Origin of the sequence: Candidatus Nitrotoga sp. AM1P (assembly GCF_013168275.1) — a bacterium.
In the GTDB taxonomy this organism is placed as follows: Bacteria; Pseudomonadota; Gammaproteobacteria; order Burkholderiales; family Gallionellaceae; genus Nitrotoga.
In genome coordinates this window covers 189211-206609 of the sequence record NZ_AP019547.1, presented here as the reverse complement: position 1 = coordinate 206609, position 17399 = coordinate 189211, and the positions used below count along the sequence as shown (strand labels likewise).

The 17399-nt window shown below is 50.2% G+C and carries 16 protein-coding genes; 12 read left to right on the top strand and 4 right to left on the bottom strand.

Going from position 1 to position 17399, the window contains the following annotated elements; translation table 11 throughout:
* Positions 1-79: 79 nt before the first annotated feature.
* The 11 genes from metX (at position 80) to W01_RS00915 (ending at position 12667) form a co-directional block, all read left to right on the top strand.
* A complete protein-coding gene (metX, locus tag W01_RS00970; protein ID WP_173051796.1) occupies positions 80-1219 on the top strand; it encodes a homoserine O-succinyltransferase MetX in 1140 nt (379 codons plus the stop codon).
* A complete protein-coding gene (gene metW, locus W01_RS00965; protein ID WP_173051795.1) occupies positions 1216-1830 on the top strand; it encodes a methionine biosynthesis protein MetW in 615 nt (204 codons plus the stop codon). The genes metX and metW overlap by 4 nt, the downstream gene beginning before the upstream one ends.
* A gap of 3 nt (positions 1831-1833) precedes the next feature.
* Positions 1834-3093, top strand: coding sequence for an AmpG family muropeptide MFS transporter (locus W01_RS00960; protein ID WP_173051794.1), 1260 nt, complete (start codon positions 1834-1836; stop codon positions 3091-3093).
* A gap of 284 nt (positions 3094-3377) precedes the next feature.
* Positions 3378-4019 (top strand): sigma-70 family RNA polymerase sigma factor, encoded by a 642-nt coding sequence (locus tag W01_RS00955; protein ID WP_320416771.1) that lies wholly within the window; start codon positions 3378-3380, stop codon positions 4017-4019.
* 13 nt (positions 4020-4032) lie between these two features.
* Positions 4033-5127: a FecR domain-containing protein gene (locus W01_RS00950; protein WP_173051793.1), complete on the top strand. Its 1095-nt coding sequence runs from the start codon at positions 4033-4035 to the stop codon at positions 5125-5127.
* A 124-nt stretch (positions 5128-5251) separates the two neighbouring features.
* Positions 5252-7627 carry a TonB-dependent siderophore receptor gene (locus W01_RS00945; RefSeq protein ID WP_242006995.1) on the top strand — a complete coding sequence of 792 codons (2376 nt, stop codon included), beginning with the start codon at positions 5252-5254 and terminating at the stop codon, positions 7625-7627.
* An 11-nt stretch (positions 7628-7638) separates the two neighbouring features.
* The gene (locus W01_RS00940; protein WP_242006994.1) at positions 7639-7902 is read left to right on the top strand and encodes a hypothetical protein; all 264 of its coding nucleotides are present in this window, start codon (positions 7639-7641) and stop codon (positions 7900-7902) included.
* A 601-nt stretch (positions 7903-8503) separates the two neighbouring features.
* Positions 8504-8773 (top strand): hypothetical protein, encoded by a 270-nt coding sequence (locus tag W01_RS00930; RefSeq protein WP_173051792.1) that lies wholly within the window; start codon positions 8504-8506, stop codon positions 8771-8773.
* 108 nt (positions 8774-8881) lie between these two features.
* Positions 8882-9307 (top strand): hypothetical protein, encoded by a 426-nt coding sequence (locus W01_RS00925; protein ID WP_242006993.1) that lies wholly within the window; start codon positions 8882-8884, stop codon positions 9305-9307.
* A 19-nt stretch (positions 9308-9326) separates the two neighbouring features.
* The gene (locus W01_RS00920) at positions 9327-11429 is read left to right on the top strand and encodes a TonB-dependent siderophore receptor (RefSeq protein ID WP_173051791.1); all 2103 of its coding nucleotides are present in this window, start codon (positions 9327-9329) and stop codon (positions 11427-11429) included.
* A gap of 137 nt (positions 11430-11566) precedes the next feature.
* Positions 11567-12667: a PepSY-associated TM helix domain-containing protein gene (locus W01_RS00915; protein WP_173051790.1), complete on the top strand. Its 1101-nt coding sequence runs from the start codon at positions 11567-11569 to the stop codon at positions 12665-12667.
* Positions 12668-12867: 200 nt separating this feature from the next.
* On the opposite strand, the gene W01_RS00910 is transcribed toward W01_RS00915, so the two are convergent.
* Positions 12868-13764: a cation diffusion facilitator family transporter gene (locus W01_RS00910; RefSeq protein WP_173051789.1), complete on the bottom strand. Its 897-nt coding sequence runs from the start codon at positions 13762-13764 to the stop codon at positions 12868-12870.
* A 523-nt stretch (positions 13765-14287) separates the two neighbouring features.
* Between W01_RS00910 and ald the strand changes: the two genes are divergently transcribed.
* The gene (gene ald, locus W01_RS00905) at positions 14288-15403 is read left to right on the top strand and encodes an alanine dehydrogenase (RefSeq protein ID WP_173051788.1); all 1116 of its coding nucleotides are present in this window, start codon (positions 14288-14290) and stop codon (positions 15401-15403) included.
* Between the two features lie 20 nt (positions 15404-15423).
* Here the strand turns inward: ald and W01_RS00900 are convergent, their stop codons facing one another.
* From W01_RS00900 to W01_RS00890, 3 genes are all read right to left on the bottom strand, one after another.
* Positions 15424-16251, bottom strand: coding sequence for a class II glutamine amidotransferase (locus tag W01_RS00900; RefSeq protein WP_173051787.1), 828 nt, complete (start codon positions 16249-16251; stop codon positions 15424-15426).
* Between the two features lie 464 nt (positions 16252-16715).
* Positions 16716-16967, bottom strand: coding sequence for a hypothetical protein (locus W01_RS00895; protein WP_173051786.1), 252 nt, complete (start codon positions 16965-16967; stop codon positions 16716-16718).
* Positions 16968-16994: 27 nt separating this feature from the next.
* The gene (locus tag W01_RS00890; RefSeq protein WP_173051785.1) at positions 16995-17312 is read right to left on the bottom strand and encodes a hypothetical protein; all 318 of its coding nucleotides are present in this window, start codon (positions 17310-17312) and stop codon (positions 16995-16997) included.
* Between the last annotated feature and the right edge of the window lie 87 nt (positions 17313-17399).

Genomic DNA, 17399 nt, shown 5'->3' with positions numbered 1-17399 from the left:
GGCACTTAAAAAATTCCAGCTAAAGCGAAGCAACCCGCTCCGCTCAAGCTGAACGGGTTTTGTTTTTAGGGATTCTTAATTGAACGCATCAAATAGCATCGGTATCGTTAGTGCACAACACGCGCAGTTCAACACCCCTTTTTCATGTAAAAGCGGGGCTGTGTTGCCGAGTTACGAGCTGATATATGAGACTTACGGCACATTAAACAAAGATAAATCCAACGCCATCCTGGTCTGCCATGCGCTTTCTGGCCATCATCATGTAGCGGGCTATTACGCGGATGACCCGAAAAACGTTGGCTGGTGGGACACGATGATCGGTCCCGGCAAACCAATCGACACGCAGAAATTTTTCATCATCGGGCTGAATAATCTTGGTGGCTGTCATGGTTCCACAGGGCCCATCAGCATCAACCCGGACACTGGAAAACCTTATGGTGCAGGCTTTCCCATAGTGACAGTAGAAGACTGGGTGAAGTCGCAGGCTCAGCTGGCCGATAAACTCGGCATTGATCAATTTGCTGCAATAATTGGCGGCAGCCTGGGCGGGATGCAAGCGTTGCAATGGTCGCTGGCATATCCGGAGCGCGTGCGCCATGTACTGGCGATTGCCTCGGCACCTCGCCTGACTGCACAGAATATCGCGTTCAATGATGTGGCACGCAGTGCGATTTTGACTGACCCAAACTTCTACGGCGGTGATTATTACGAGCACGGCGTGGTACCTACGCGTGGCTTGCGCTTGGCGCGCATGCTGGGGCATATCACCTATCTTTCAAACGATGCAATGGCGGACAAATTCGGGCGTGGCCTGCGCTCCGACAAGTACAGCTACAGCTATGATATCGAATTCGAGATCGAATCTTACCTGCGCTATCAGGGCGACAAGTTCGCCGCCTATTTTGACGCCAACACCTATTTGCTTATGACCAAGGCACTGGATTATTTTGATCCCGCCCGCGAATACAATGATGACCTGAATAAAGCTTTCGCCGTTGCTCGCGCAAATTTTTTGGTTCTATCATTTACCACCGACTGGCGTTTTGCACCGGAACGTTCGCGCGCCATCGTCAAAGCACTGCTTCATAACCGCCTTAAAGTAAGCTACGCGGAGATTACCTCGACGCATGGGCATGATTCTTTTCTGATGCAGCATACGCATTACCATAATGTGATGCGCGCTTACTTCAACAATATTGCCAGCGAGTTTACTGCATGAGCACGCACGATCACTCCACACTCGCCGCGACCCGCCCTGATTTTGCTGCAATCGCGGCATGGATTCCGGAGAGTGCTTCAGTGCTGGACTTGGGTTGCGGTGACGGTAGCCTACTGCGCTATTTACAGGGTACAAGCAATGTGCAGGGCTACGGCGTGGAAATCAGCGACGATAACATCGTGGCATGTATCCAGAATCAGGTGAATGTAATTCAAGGCGACCTGGAATCGGGACTTTCCGGCTTTGAAAGCAATGCCTTTGATTATGTCATCCTGTCACAGACGCTACAGGCCACTCGTCACACGGAACCTCTGATGCAGGAAATGCTGCGCGTGGGACGTGAGGGTATAGTCAGCTTTCCCAATTTCGGCTACTGGCGGAACCGTATGAACATATTGCAGGGCAATATGCCCGTATCTGAAGACCTGCCTTATCAGTGGTATGACACACCCAATATTCATCTGTGCACACTGCATGACTTTGAGACATTTTGTCATAATCATAAAATATATATTCTCGACCGTCGTGTCATGACTGGCGATAGCGAAATAAAACTATTGCCTAATCTGTTAGGCAGCACAGCGGTGTATCGCTTCAAGCGTGCTGTTTAATTCATGAGTGTGATCGCGCAGCTGTTCACGCGGCGCATGTTGATTTGTGTATTTACAGGATTCAGCTCTGGTCTTCCGTTGTATCTGTTGTTCAATTTGGTGCCCGCCTGGCTGCGTAGTGAGCAAGTTGATCTCAAAACCATCGGCCTATTCGCGCTGATTCAGTTTCCCTATACCTGGAAATTCCTGTGGTCACCCCTGCTGGACCGTTATGTCCTGCCTATCCTTGGGCGACGACGCGGTTGGATGCTGCTCACCCAACTGGGTCTATTGGCTGTAATTGCATCGATGGGAGCGTTTTCGCCGCAAAGCGATCTACACACGATTGCCTACATCGCAACGCTATTGGCGTTTTTAAGCGCTACTCAGGACATTGTGCTGGATGCCTATCGGCGCGAACTGCTAGAGGAAAGTGAACTGGGATTGGGCAATGCGGTGCATGTAAATGCCTATCGCATCGCTGGCTTGGTACCGGGTTCACTGTCACTGATCCTGGCAGATTTTCTGCCGTGGAGCATCGTATTTATCATTACAGCGTTGTTCATGTTACCCGGCATGGCGATGACGCTCATGGTGAAAGAGCCGCTGAATATTAACTCACCGAAATCCCTGCGTGATGCGGTTGTCGAACCGTTTCACGAATTCATCACTCGGCATGGTTGGCAAAGCGCACTGCTCATCCTCACCTTCCTGTTCTTTTATAAACTCGGCGACAGCATGTGTACCGCACTGGCCACCCCGTTCTACATGGATATGGGATTCTCTAAAACACAGATCGGCCTGATCGCCAAGAATGCGGGACTGTGGCCCGCTGTAATTGGCGGTTTGCTTGGCGGATTATGGATGGTAAGGATCGGCATCAACCGCGCCTTATGGTTGTTTGGTGTCGTTCAAGTGGTATCAATCTTTGGTTTCTTCTGGCTGGCATCGGTGGGGTACCATGCCGAAATTACCACCGTGGAACTCACTCAACTCGCCATAGTAATTGGCATAGAAGCCTTGGGCGTGGGACTGGGTACAGCCGCGTTCGTCGCCTTCATTGCGCGTACCACCCATCCCGCCTACACCGCCACGCAATTTGCACTATTCACCAGCCTCGCAGCAATGCCACGCACCTTCGCCAACGCAGCGACTGGCTGGCTGGTGGAAGCAATCGGCTGGACGGGATTCTTTTTGCTGTGCGCACTGCTGGCACTGCCAGGAATGGTATTACTATTAAAAGTGGCACCGTGGAATGGGTCGAATTCACTGACACATCAATAACGTTAGCAAAAAAAGATTTGTATCTTATTAAATTTTGCACGACCTATCCAGCACCAAATTCCGAATTCACTCCCATCATATTTCCATTCTGCTCCTTGTAGCGATACTTTGTTACCAGACAAAGTAGTACTCAATTTAAAACACCGTATGGCTGCCATATATCCATTTGTGTGACATGTTGTCGCAGCTAAAACTGGCTGGCTAACCCGATGGTTTAAATGATGTGATTAATAATTCGTCATCTATCGAAAACCCACTCGGGCACATAGGGTCATATCTACGCTGTGCACCATCGCTCGTTGGCACGGCTTTCCGACCCATATTGCCCGAATGATTCTTTTCAGGCTACAATTGCGAACAATTTTTATTTACATTTGAGAGGGTGCCAGCCACCTGACCAGAAAGGAATGTTCATGTGCGCCGCTGAGCTTGTCCTGCAGCAAGAAGTACATGCGCTCTACAGCAACCACCACGGTTGGCTGTATGGCTGGCTGCGCAAGAAACTGGGCTGCTCGCATCGTGCTGCCGATCTGGCACATGATACTTTTGTGCGGTTGCTTGCCCGCGAAGAACCGGTGGCCATCCAGGAACCGCGCGCCTTTCTTACAACTGTGGCACAGCGCGTGCTGGCCAACCATTGGCGGCGCGAACAGATCGAACGGGCCTACCTCGATGTGCTGGCGCGGGTGCCGGAAGCCTTGGTACCATCGCCGGAAGAACGAGCCATCCTTCTCAAAACACTCCTCGAAATTGACCGCCTTCTTGACGGCTTGCCGGCTTTGGCCAAGCGCGCGTTCTTGCATGCCCAGCTCGACGACATGACGCATGCTGAAATCGCGACCGAACTCGGCATCTCTATCAGCACCGTCAAGCGCCATCTGGTGCGTGCGGGCATCCAATGCTATTTCGCATTAACGGCGGACTGAGGTAAGTACGCTGATGAGTCTGAACGCAAGCCTGGGAGTAAATGCCGATGCAAACAGCGACCCATCTTCACCGAGTGCCTCTCGCAACGACAGTCATGGCCTCATCCGTCCCAGCGACATCCCGCCGCACGTTGCCCGGCGTGCGGTGGAATGGTTGGTAGAGCTGCAATCCGGTGACGTCAGCACCACCACCCGGCAGAGCCTCCAGCACTGGCTGGGCTTACATCCCGACCACGAACGTGCCTGGCAACACATAGAGGCCGTCAATGGCCAGCTACGTAGCGTGGTCTCGCCCATGGCTTCGGCCATCGCACATGCTACGCTGGCCCCCCACCGTTCAGTCAAACGCCGTGAGGTGATCAAGACCTTAGTCGTCCTGCTATTCGCGGGCGGTACAACCTGGGTGACCAAAGACAGCATCCCTTGGCGCGAATGGACAGCGGACGAACACACTGGCGTGGGCGAACGACGCACCGTCACACTGGCCGACGGCACTATCGTGACCCTGAACACTGACAGCGCCATCAACATTCGCTTCAGCGTCACCGAACGCCGCGTGCGGCTGGTCAGCGGTGAAATTTTAGTGAGCACCGGCAAAGATGCCGGTCACAACGGCAACGGCCGCAGCGGTAATGGCGTGGCGCGCCCCTTTGTGATTGAAACCGCGCAGGGTGAGCTTCAGCCACTGGGCACACGCTTCGTCGTGCGCCAACAGGCAGATGCTAGTCGGGTGGATGTCTTCGAAGGCGCAGTCGACATCCGCCCGCACGATGGCGCCGGTGCAACCCGCATCCTGCGCGCTGGCGAGCAAACCCGCTTTACTCGCAACGTCATCAATGAACCCATCGCAGTCAATGACACCGATGCCGCGTGGATCGACGGCATGCTGGTCGCGAGTGGCATGCGCCTGGCCGACTTCCTCGCCGAACTCAGCCGCCACCGTCCCGGCCGCTTGAGCTGCGATCCGGTCATCGCCGAACTGCGCATTTCCGGCAGCTATCCACTGGCCGACACCGATCGCATCCTCGATACCCTGCCCACCACGCTGCCGGTAGAGATTCACTTTCTCACGCGCTACTGGGTCACCGTGCGGCCGGCTCATACATAGCTTCGTACTGCCGCACCAAACCTGTGGCCGAAAAAAATTCGGCTCAGGTGGTCTATTTTTGATTCTCGCGGGACATAGGAGTTGAGCGCATCACATCTCCAACTATCCTAAAGAGGAATCTAACATGGGGCAACACGGCAGAGCCGGCATCGACACCCGCAACAGCAGCAAGGCGCCAAGTCTTAAACGCTTCACCCGTAGCCTACTGGCATACGCCTTTACGACGACGGCTTTTACGACAACGGCCATCTGGGCAACCACGGTGCATGCGGCCGACGTAGCGACCACCGCAACTTCGCGCACTGCCTACAACATTCCCCCTGGTCCACTTGAAGGCGCACTCAACCGTTACGGTCGCGAGGCGGGTATCCTGTTGTCCTACCCCACCGAGCTCACGGCTGGACGGCACAGCCAGGGCCTGACCGGCACCCACAGCGTGCAGGAAGCCATGCCGCTGCTGCTTGCCGGCACCGGCTTGGCGGCGGTGGCTCAGCCAGGGGGCGGCTGGACGCTAATGAAGCAGGATGAACCTAACAAAACCCTCGAGGAAGTAACGGTTAGCGCAGACTGGCTTGGTTCTCCCACGCCGAAAGCGGCGAAGAAACACCCTGGAGCGCGGACAGTCATCACCAATCAAGAGCTGACCGAATCCGGTGCGCGCACTGTGGAAGACGTATTGCGCGCTGTCCCCGGGGTGCGGGTTTTGGACGAAAGTGGTACAGGTATTCTGCCTAATATCGGTGTGCGCGGACTCAACCCGTTACGTAGCGAACAAGTATTAGTATTAGTTGATGGCATCCCAATTACTCTCGCACCTTATGGACAAACCGGCCTGTCATTGTTTCCGCTAACGATTAATTCGATCGAAACTATTGACGTGGCAAGGGGTGGGGTCGCAGTGCATTATGGTCCGAATAACGTCGGTGGCGTGATTAATTTCGTGACTAAGCGAATTCCACAAAAAACATCCCTGACCGTCAAGGAAACGTTGTCTGTCTTTTCCGGTGGAAATTTACTGGCAGATACGTATTTTCGTGCTGGTGGCTTCGTTAACGACAAGCTCGGCCTCCAACTACAAGCAAACGTAATCGGTGGTAATACCGCGCGTGAACATTCCAAGACGGAAGTGAACAACCTAATGTTGGACAGTCATTGGCTGGTTACCGACAGGTCCGAGGTAAAAGCGGGTATTCAATATTACAAAACCCAAAATCAACTGCCGGGCGCACTAACACCGAAATCCTATGAGCAGAACCGCAACCAGTCTACCCGACCATTAGACCATTTTAACGGTGATACCTTGCGCGGAAATTTGACGTATAACTACTTCTTCGATAATGGCGCAGAATTTAGTTGGATCAACTTCGGGCATCGGAGTAACCGCGAATTTATATTTGGTAATTCCACCAACGCAGACATCGCGTCAACACAGAAACAATCGGCACCTAGAAATTTTTTAGTGTATGGCAGCGAACCACGACTCACATTTAATATTGACGGGGGGATTAAGCAGAAAATTTCTATTGGCGCACGCTATATGCGTGAAGAAGTTGACTATCTCGTTGATGCACGCACCCTGGCAACAGGTGCTTACACTGTTTCTCGCAACTGGCGTTTCGAGAACGATGCCTATGCCATTTACATGAGTGATACTTTCATGCTGTTAGACAACAAGTTGAAAATCACTCCGGGTATTCGCCGTGAGCAAATAAACCTTTACTACCGCAACAATCTTACCGGTGCGCAAACTCGTAATCCGACCACGGATTGGTTACCGGGCTTAGACGTTGGATACCAAGCAAATAATGAGGTATTTCTGTTTGCAAATACTCACAAGTCGATGCGTCCTGTTCAGTTCACACAGATTACGTTTGCCGCTGATCTGGCGTCCGAAAAAGCACAAAATTACGAAGCCGGAATCCGCTGGGCACCGACCAAAAATATTGACACCACTCTTACGGCCTTTCGTTTTGATTTTGACAATAAGCTCGAATTCGTGAATCAAATGGTGGGTTTCCGAAATCTCGGGAAAGCCCGCCATCAGGGGGTGGAAACTGAGTTTGCATGGCGACCGGAGCAAGTCCTCGGTCTCGAACTTAAAACTGGCTATACCTATGTCGATACTAAACAGCTCTCTGGTGCATTTCTTGGCAAGGAATTGCCTTTGACAGCACACCATCAATTTAATCAACGTATTAATTACCACAGCGGAAACTGGAATTGGAATCTCAATGGCCTTTACCAAAGCGAATCATTTAGCGACGGAGCCAATACAGTAACCGAAAACGCTACCGGATCAGTCGGCAAAATCCCATCGTATTCGATATGGAACGCACAAATCACACACAATTTACGCTGGAGCAGCAAAAAAATTAAAGCGGGGCTGGCGATCAACAACCTATTCAATAAGGATTATTACTTCCGCGGCGTCGACTACAGTCAAGGCCGATTGCCAGCGCCCGGACGGTCGGCTTTGCTGACACTGCAACTTGATATTTAAAAAGGCACCTCATGAAAGAATTGATTATTTTAGCTCACGTAATAACCGATTCTGTCAATGCTGGCTTTATTCCGGCCGCACAACGCCTTGGCTTATCCATCGTGTTATTGACTGACCATGCTGAGGCTCACAGGCAGTATTTTAATCAAGTGGGGCTTCCCGCTTACCCTAATGAAATTGTCGCCTGTGATGTGTTCAACCCGCTCGCGGTAATCGAAATGATCACTTGCCGTGCGGAGACACCGGTAGCAATTTTTTCCAACAGTGACCGCTAACCAGGTTGAAAACGCCGAATACAGTACCGCGTAGATTAGCTGGAGCAGTGTCGGCGGCAATCAATACAACAAGGCCCCAAGTCAAAAGTGTCTTATGGTTTATGCGGTCTGACAGCTGGCCGAAAGGGTAAGCCGCTCCGGCATAAACGAGGTTCATTGCCACCATCACCAGCGGCACTAAAGCGAGGGGGATGCCACTTTACTGTGCGCGCAGGACTAAAAATGCCTCACTGAGCCGTGCAAGGGTAAACACAGCCCCCTCATGGCTGTCAAATAAAAAATAATATTGATATGAATCAATATTTGCATTATTATTGATAATACAAATAAAAATTAATATCATTCAGATATTTTGGGGGAATTTAGGAAACAGTGGCTTCCTATGAAGGATTTCTCAGTTGCCTGTCAATCAACTACTTGCCGACTTTCACCAAGTCATCATCGAACATAACTGCGAATCTTACTTTTAATTATTATCAAGAACATTCAACTAATTTATAAAAATAAAAACTCTTAGTAGCCAGCCATCTAGTCCATTTCTTTAGGATAAGCAGCCAGCCAGCTTTTTTAATATTGGTGGTTTCTAATTCAGGAGAATTAAATGCGGACAAATCCCCAACTGGCAGCTTATGCTGCCATCAAATTAACAGTTATATCTAACGCAGTTTCCTATTCGGGTCTGGGCCATGTCCAGCAAGATGAACCTAACAAAACCCTTGAGAAAATAACAGTTAACGCAGGCTGGCTCAGTTCTTCCACACTGGATGCGACGAAAAAACAGCCTGGAACGCAGACAATCATCACCACTCAAGAACTGACCGAATCCGGTGTGCGCGATCTCAATCCATTGTGCTGCGAAGTGGCCCAATGATCCTTCATAGCATTCTTAAAGGCATAGGGGATACTCCCATCGTGCGCCTCTCTCGTCGTTCGCGTTGACCTGATTCGCCCGAACGAGCGTCATCATCCCGAACATGCGATGGCTTTGACCGACACGATTCTGCGCGAACAGCTCTGGCGTATTCCCACTGCACTCGAACGCAACAGCCTAGCGGTGATGGATGGCCATCATCAGGTAGAAGCGGCCCGAATACTCCGGTTGAAGTATATTCCGTGTCTGCTCCTCGACTACGATCAGGTGCAAGTAAACGCCTCGCGACAGGGCTATGTTGTCACGACGCAAGAAATTGTGCGCCGCGCCAAGACGGGAGAGCTGTACCTGCCCAAAACGACTCATCACCGGTTTCCGTCGCTTCTTCCAATCTGCAACATTTCGCTGTTGTTGTTACAACCCAACCGCAAATCAAAACCGACCTCCTCATGGCAACCGCCAAACAGGGACATTTTGACCAAGTATGGTGACGTTGCCTTTGCCCGCCCCCAGTTTCCCATCGTTTCTACTTAAAAATATAGGAGATATACCCATGCAGCTTCGTTTATCTACGCTAGCAAGTGCGATTTCGCTGGCGTTTTCGGTTTCCCAAGCGAACGCTCAGACTTCGGGGCAGGCCGAACCGGCCAAGGAACTCCCCGCCGTAAACGTGACAGCCGAGCGTTCGGGAAGTTTCAAGTCCAATGTTGTTCAGGTTGGTACGTTTCGGGACATGGCACCGCTGGATGTCCCGCAGACCAGCAATGTAATCACGCGCGAAGTACTCGATGCACAGGCTACCGACAGTCTGTTTGGAGCCTTGCAAAATACGGCTGGCGTTACACGCTCGGCGATAAGTGGTTCGACTTATGACAATATCGCCATTCGTGGCATCCTGGTAGAAAATCGCGGCAACTACCGCCTGAACGGATCACTGCCGATAATCAACTTGATCTCCACCCCGTTGGAAAACAAGGAACGTGTCGAGGTTCTCAAGGGGGCATCTTCGCTATATTACGGCTTCGTACCGCCATCCGGTATTATTAATCTGGTGACCAAGCGAGCTGGCAATAATCCGGTAACCAATCTCAATCTGATGGGCAATCAGTATGGTGGCGGGAATGTTCACCTCGACGTTGGCCGACGTTTCGGCAGTCAGCAACAATTCGGCGCACGGGTTAACTTGCTTAAAGGTCGCGAGGATATCGGCATTAACAACTATTCCGGTGATCGCATGCTGGCTTCAGGCGCATTCGACTGGCGGGTTAACGACAAACTTTCCTTCAAGCTCGATGTAGAACATTACCGCAAGGACGTCTCGGAACAGCCGCCGATCCTGGTGCCGAAGGCAGTTAACGGCGTTATCACGCTGCCGTCCGTGCCGGACAACCGTCAAAACCTGAGCGGCGAATGGCAAAGGTACGATGCCAAGGCAACGAATATACTGTTCCGTACCGATTACGCGCTGAACGATAATTGGGGCGTGTTCTTCGAGGCCGGCAAGGCACGCACCGGCCGAGACCGCGCTTTTTCCCGCTTCGAAAACTTCGACCTCAAGACGGGTCAAGGCACGCTACGTGTTACCGCCTTTACTCGCGATCAGGAATGGAACAACGAGAACTACCGCGCCGAGGTCTATGGCCGCTTACCCGGCGCATGGGTGACACACGAACTGTCATTGGGATTTACCGCCAACGAACGCAGCCAGGATGGGCGGAATTTTCCCGGCGTCAGTATACCGCAAAACTTATACAACCCGGTCGCTATCCCACCACAGTCACCCGTCGGTGCGTCCAGCCCCGCCTTCCCGGGAAAGATCCAGGACCGTGGCTGGTATTTCTTTGATCGTATGCTGATCGGCAAATGGCAGGCCATGTTCGGTGCGCGCGGCAGCAATTACAAGAGCACAACGCCCGACTCCTACTATACAGCGGATAAAGTGACTCCAACGGTTGCGCTGATGTACAAGCCGAACTCTCGCATCTCCTTCTATGGCAGCTATTTGCAAGGCCTTGAGGAAAGCGGTACTCCCGGACCCGATCGCGCCAATTTCGGGCAAGTGCTGCCACCCGCGATGTCGAAGCAAAAAGAAATCGGCGTGAAGGCGGAAGTTGCGCAGGGCGTACTACTGCAGGCGGCGTATTTCGACATCGAGCGTGCATCAACTGCGATAGATTCGGCCACCAACAACCTTACTCTGAACGGTCTGGCCCAGTACAGGGGGGTGGAGCTGGTCGCCTCAGGCGAAGTGACAAAACGACTATCGCTCATCGCCTCGGCTGTGTTCCAAGATGCCAAGCAATTGAACGCAGCCAATGCAGGGACATTCGGCAAGACTCCCGACAATACTCCGGAGCAGACTGCAAGCCTTTTTTCTGAATATCGTCTACAGAGCGTTCCGGGTCTGGCGCTTAGTGGAGGCTTGTATTACGTGGGCAAGCGTCCGGTCAATAATGAAAATCAAGCTTTCGTAGACGGTTATACGACCGTGTCATTGGGCGCCCGTCATACCACAGTTATTGCCGGCAATCGAACTACATTCCAGGCAGTGCTCGACAATGCAACCAATAGGAACTATTGGGGTACTGCTGGCAGTAACCTGCTGGGTGTGGGGGCGCCGCGCATGCTTAAGGTTACAGCCCGGATGCAATTTTAAAAGATGATTATATAAAGGGACAACGAAACATAGTCTTTCGGGCCGAATTGATACGTAAATCGGCCCATTTGATTGAAGATGTTTATCGTGCAGACAGCCCTTCAGGAAGCAAAACATGACTGCCGGAGATATAAGCTGTGACTGCTAGAAAAATTGTTTTCCAATTACATCTGTATACCGGTTTGACTATCGGATTGCTGCTGATATTAAGCGGGCTGACCGGTAGCGTGTTGGTATTTCGCGAAGAGATCGAGGCGCTGGTATATCCCGAATTGATGAACACCGTACCGCGTGACGAGCGTGTTTCTTTACAGACGATGCTGAAAACAGTGCAGCACGCCCATCCGGAAGACAAACCGTTTTTCATCCGTATGCCGCGTACTCCAGAGCAAACCTATTTAGTTAAGATGAACGGTGCGCATGATTTGTTCGTTTATGTTGATCCTTATAACGGCATGATCTTGGGTGAACACCGACAGGAAGATACATTTACCGGATGGATTGCGCTTCTGCACACCGAACTTTTAAGTGGCGAGCCTGGCAAAATTATCCTTGGTGTAAGTGCATTGCTACTGATTGGCATGAGCATAACCGGCCTCATTTTATGGTGGCCGCGAAACGGAAAATTTTCCCCGGGGTTTAAGATCCAGTGGGCAGCACAATGGAAAAGAATGAATTTTGATATACATCGTGCCTCTGGTATTTATACCGTTGTTTTTATTCTACTTATTGCTTTTACAGGCACATCTTTAGTATTTAATAAAACGGTTATCAACTTGATCAATGCAATCACTCAAAGCCCACCGCGGGCTGCCCCACCGCTTTCCGACCCTCGTCAAGCACGGATGCCGAGGCCTGCATTCGACATGATGTTACAACAAGCCGACTATATGCTGCCCGCTTCCACCACCTGGATTACTCTTCCCCAGAAACCGGGAGCACCCTTGGTGGTACGAAAAAAATTCGTCCAGGAATTTCATCCAAATGGTAAAAGTTTCGTCTATTTCGATCAATATTCGGGAAAGGTATTACAGGTGGAAAACGCGTTGACGGCCTCTCTGGGCACGCGCATTTTTAACATACTTTACCCGATACATATCGGTGTAATAGGCGGGACACCTACCCGTCTTTTACAGGTGATCATCGGTTTGTCGCCGCTCATTTTATTTACCACAGGCTATATCATGTGGTGGAACCGAAGGAAGGCAAAACGATATCACTCCCGCCTAATAAAATAAGGCGTAAGTTTGATATGCGGACAAGCTTCCTCTCTTTACCAATGCTAAAAATCAACCGCTTGACTCGTCCGCTCGTAACCAATTTATTTAAGAGTGAACAGTGATTACGGCCGAAGGACTCACTCAACTCAATGTATTGACTGACCAACCTTCTGTTCCCGATTACCCCAGTGTGATAAACCTACCTCTCTAAGCGCCAACTATGTATGACCGGATAAAGAACAATGATGTTTGTCCAGCTCAATTTGAATAGTGACGTGTCCAATAGTAAAATTATCGTGCAACTCTTCCGCAACACGACACAGAAACTCATTCCCCGGATGTCCGTCGCGCATGACCAAATGAGCGGTCAGTGCAATTTCTGAGGTACTCATCGCCCACACATGCAGATCATGTATTTCGATGACGTTGGGCTGGGCTGTTAGATAATTTTTCACCTTGTCTAATTGGATTGATACCGGCACACCGTCCAAAGAAAGATGTACAGACTGGCGCAGCAAATCCCATGTACTCCACAATATCACTACAGCAATAACCAAGCTGATGGCGGGATCAAGCCAAGACCAACCAGTCCAGATAAACATCGCGCCTGCGATGACCACACCAAGTGAAACCAGCGCATCTGCCGCCATATGAAGAAAAGCGCCACGCAGGTTGAGATCTGTTTTGTTGCCGGACATGAATAGCCAAGCGGTGATGCCGTTGATCACTACTCCGATGGCGGCAACCAGCATGACGACGCCACCCTGAATCGGCACCGGATGACTGAATCTGCCGACGGCTTCCCACACGATACCGCCTACCGCAATCAGCAAGATCATCGCATTGAACAATGCAGCCAGAATCGTGGCGCGCCCCAAGCCGTAAGTGTGTTTCTGATTGGGTCGCAGCCGTGCCAGATATAAACCGCCATAAGCCACAAGTAAGCCAAGTACATCGCTCAGGTTGTGCCCGGCATCGGAGAGTAGCGCGAGTGAGTCGGCCTGCCAGCCAAAAATCGCTTCGACGATGACAAACAGCACATTCAGTGCAATGCCGATGGCAAATGCTCGACCGTAGTTTGCGGCGTGGCTGTGCGAGTGATTATGGACTGTCATGATATTCCTTAAGGAGCAGCGGTGACTGAGATATACACTAGCAGCAAAATCTCCTGTAAACAATGGGCTGACGCTATCCCCTTTTCTACCATAAACACAGGCGGCCAAATTGTGGGTAGGCTAATAATTGCGGCGTAGTTTGTAGGGATTTTGTGACTTATTGTGAGTAGCGTTTATTGATGTCTCAATGACATTGGCAAAAAAATTTGTCTTCGATGAAACAATTAATCATTAAACTCACCTCCGGCAGAGCGAAATGTTTATTGCGGGGTACCTCGAAGGCATTAGTAACTCGTGAGGCACTCAAATGGCGATAGCCCAGTTTCCAGACCGGCCGCCGAAACAAAATATCTATGACGCCATTTCCCTTTAATCTCATCAAAATTGCCGGACTGAGCAAGCTACGCATTGAGTTAAAATACGGCGATAAAATATATGTCGTAGACAATATTTACAAGCAAAAATAAGCAACTCATGGTTTTATATTTTTTGTTATCTTTGGTCCCCTTGGTAAGGCAATCATATGAAAATCGGAATACCAAAAGAAATCAAAGCAAACGAAAGCCGTGTCGCACTGGTTCCATCCGGCGCAGAATCACTTATTGCGGCCGGGCATTCTGTGCTGGTCGAGGCAGGTGCAGGACTGGGTAGTGGCTTCAGGGACGAGCAGTATCTTGCAGTAGGGGCATGTATCGTCTCCGATGCCCATACAATATGGGCGGATGCCGATCTGATAGTGAAAGTTAAAGAGCCAATTGAGTCAGAGTGGCCGCACATCAAGCCTGGTCAAACACTGTTCACCTATTTTCACTTTTCCGCTAATGAAAAACTAACCCAAGCACATCTGGATTCTGGTGCAACCTGCATCGCTTATGAAACGATTGAATTACCTTCACGCGAATTGCCACTGCTGACACCCATGTCTGAAGTCGCCGGACGCATGGCCGTATATGAGGGAGCCAAATACCTTGAAAAATCATATGGTGGACGGGGTGTTCTGTTAGGGGGTGTCCCCGGTGTGCCACCCGCACATGTTGTCATCCTTGGCGGCGGCGTAGTGGGCATGAATGCCGCCAAAATGGCGGCAGGTCTGGGCGCAAGTGTCACCATCCTTGACATCTCACTGGAGCGGCTACGCTACCTGAGTGATGTCATGCCCGCTAACGTACAGTTGATTTTTTCCAATCGACACAATCTGCTGGAACAGATTGCCACCGCCGATCTTGTCATCGGTGGGGTGTTAATCACCGGGGCCATAGCACCCAAGCTGATACGCTACGATGATCTCAAGACTATGCGTCAAGGCTCGGTGATCGTGGATGTTGCAGTGGATCAAGGCGGCTGCATTGAAACAAGCCATCCCACCACGCACGAAAACCCAATTTATGTGGTCGAGGGAGTCATTCACTATGCCGTGGCGAACATGCCCGGTGCCCTACCCCGCACTTCCACGCTGGCGCTAACCAATGCAACTTTGCCTTATGTGCTGCAATTGGCAAATAAAGGCTGGAAACAGGCACTAAAGGATAACGCTGCGTTGCGCAAAGGACTCAATATCGTGAATGGAAAAATCACTCATCACGCAGTCGCGCAGGCATTCGGAATGCTTGCCCACACACCGGAAAATTTTCTCGATTAATCACTCGATTAACCCCTTAATTAATTCGTGGTACGCAAATCTTCGGCCAGCGATTTTATCGGGCTGGGAGTCGTAACAAGTTGTGCGACAGCCGCCCCCTCATGGAACATCCACAATGTGCCCGGCATCATGGCTTGCCAAGGCTCGTTATCGGTCAGCGGCACGGTGGCGATGATAGCCACGCGATCATTAGGCGTGGTCACACGGCTGAAATCAACTGTCATATCCTCATCCTTGAGATGCGCCACATTGAATGGGCTATGGCGGATAAGATAGTTTAATTCGGTAGAGCAATGCGCGAAAAGACATTCGCCATTAGACAAGAGATAGTTAAAAATGCCCATGCCCGCAAGCTGGTCGGTTAGCTCATGCAGTGCGGCAAATAGAACATCACGCGTTGGCGGTGTGTCATTAAAACGAATTCTCAGACTTTGCAGCAACCAGCAAAAAATACGTTCACTATCAGTGTTTCCCACAGGAACAAAGCCACCATATAACTCAGGCTGGAATTGCGGCAAATTACCGTTGTGCGCAAAAACCCAATACTGGCCCCACAGCTCGCGCACAAACGGATGGGTGTTTTCCAACGACACCAGGCCTTGTGTTGCCTTACGAATATGCGCGATGACGTTGAGGGAATGGATAGGATAGTTGCGCACCAGTTCAGCAATAGGCGATTGCGCTGAAGGTTTTGGATCTAAAAATAGCCGCACTCCCTTACCCTCGAAAAAAGCGATGCCCCAGCCATCAGCATGTATGCTCGTTTCTCCGCCTCGTTTCTGGAAGCCGGTGAAGGAAAAACAAATATCAGTGGGGACATTGCAGTTCATGCCGAGCAGTTCGCACATATCTCAAATCTCAAAGCAGCGCAAGCTGATGGTTCGAGTGCAATTTATGATACTCATCGCCTTGATTCTTAACGTACTTGCCTATCATGGCTTCTCCATGTTTCCCAACTGGTTTTGCAAAAAAACCTTCCATCCAGATTCACCATCCCACAACTGTTCGCTCATTCGGAATGCTTACCCGCAAAGCGGCGGGGAACTTAACCCACAAAGATTAATTGGTAAGCCTAGCCACAGTAACTATTACCAGTGCAAAGATAATGATAACCGAGCATATCGCAAAAAATACCGGGACCCAGTCTTTCATTAAATACCTCTTTATTTGAAAGATGAATAATTCTGATAATAGATGAAAATGGCTTCAAGTTTTCGTGAAGATAGACGGACTTATATTTCTTAAGCGGCGATGAAGTAGATTGCAAGCTTTAATGAGAATAAACGAGGTTTACCAAATTACTTGTGGATCGTTACATTGTATTTATGAATACAAAATACTTACGACAACATGTGCATCTGACTTTACCCACGCCCTTTTCGTCATCAAGATGGTTTAAGCGTTGAATCGCACCTTTCAAAAAACAAATGGGACATGGTAAAGGTTTCCCAAAATTCTTAATAGCACTGCGCCATTCAGTCAAATATGCGTCGACATGTGTTTCTGCGCCGCCCCGAACTCGAATTTGTTGCAACATTTCTTGAAGCATAAATTCAAGCGACATTACATTTCCTGTTCAAACGTTGACAGTTCATTTTGACTTGTTATTAGCAGGTACCTGTAAGGCGTAAGGATTGTTAGTCGGTGCGTTACCGTAAGGATTGCCATACGGTGAGTACGGATCAGTAATTTTTGTTGGTGATGGACTACCGCCGTGCATTCCATATCCGTTGGACGAGTAACTCTGCTCGCTTTTATTTTTAGTAAGATTGCTCGTATGCCGCCCGGTCTGGCTATCTTTTGTCTCAGCTGCGGCATTCGCAGGACTTGTGAATGCTATATAGACGAGCGCCGCTAGCACGGCGATTGCTACAGCTTGCAATGACATTATTTTGATTCTTGATGACATGATATTTTTCCTTATCTATTTTTATTTTGTTGAAGGTTTGCTCACTATCTCAAGCAATCTATTCTGGCATTGGAGGAATATTCATAT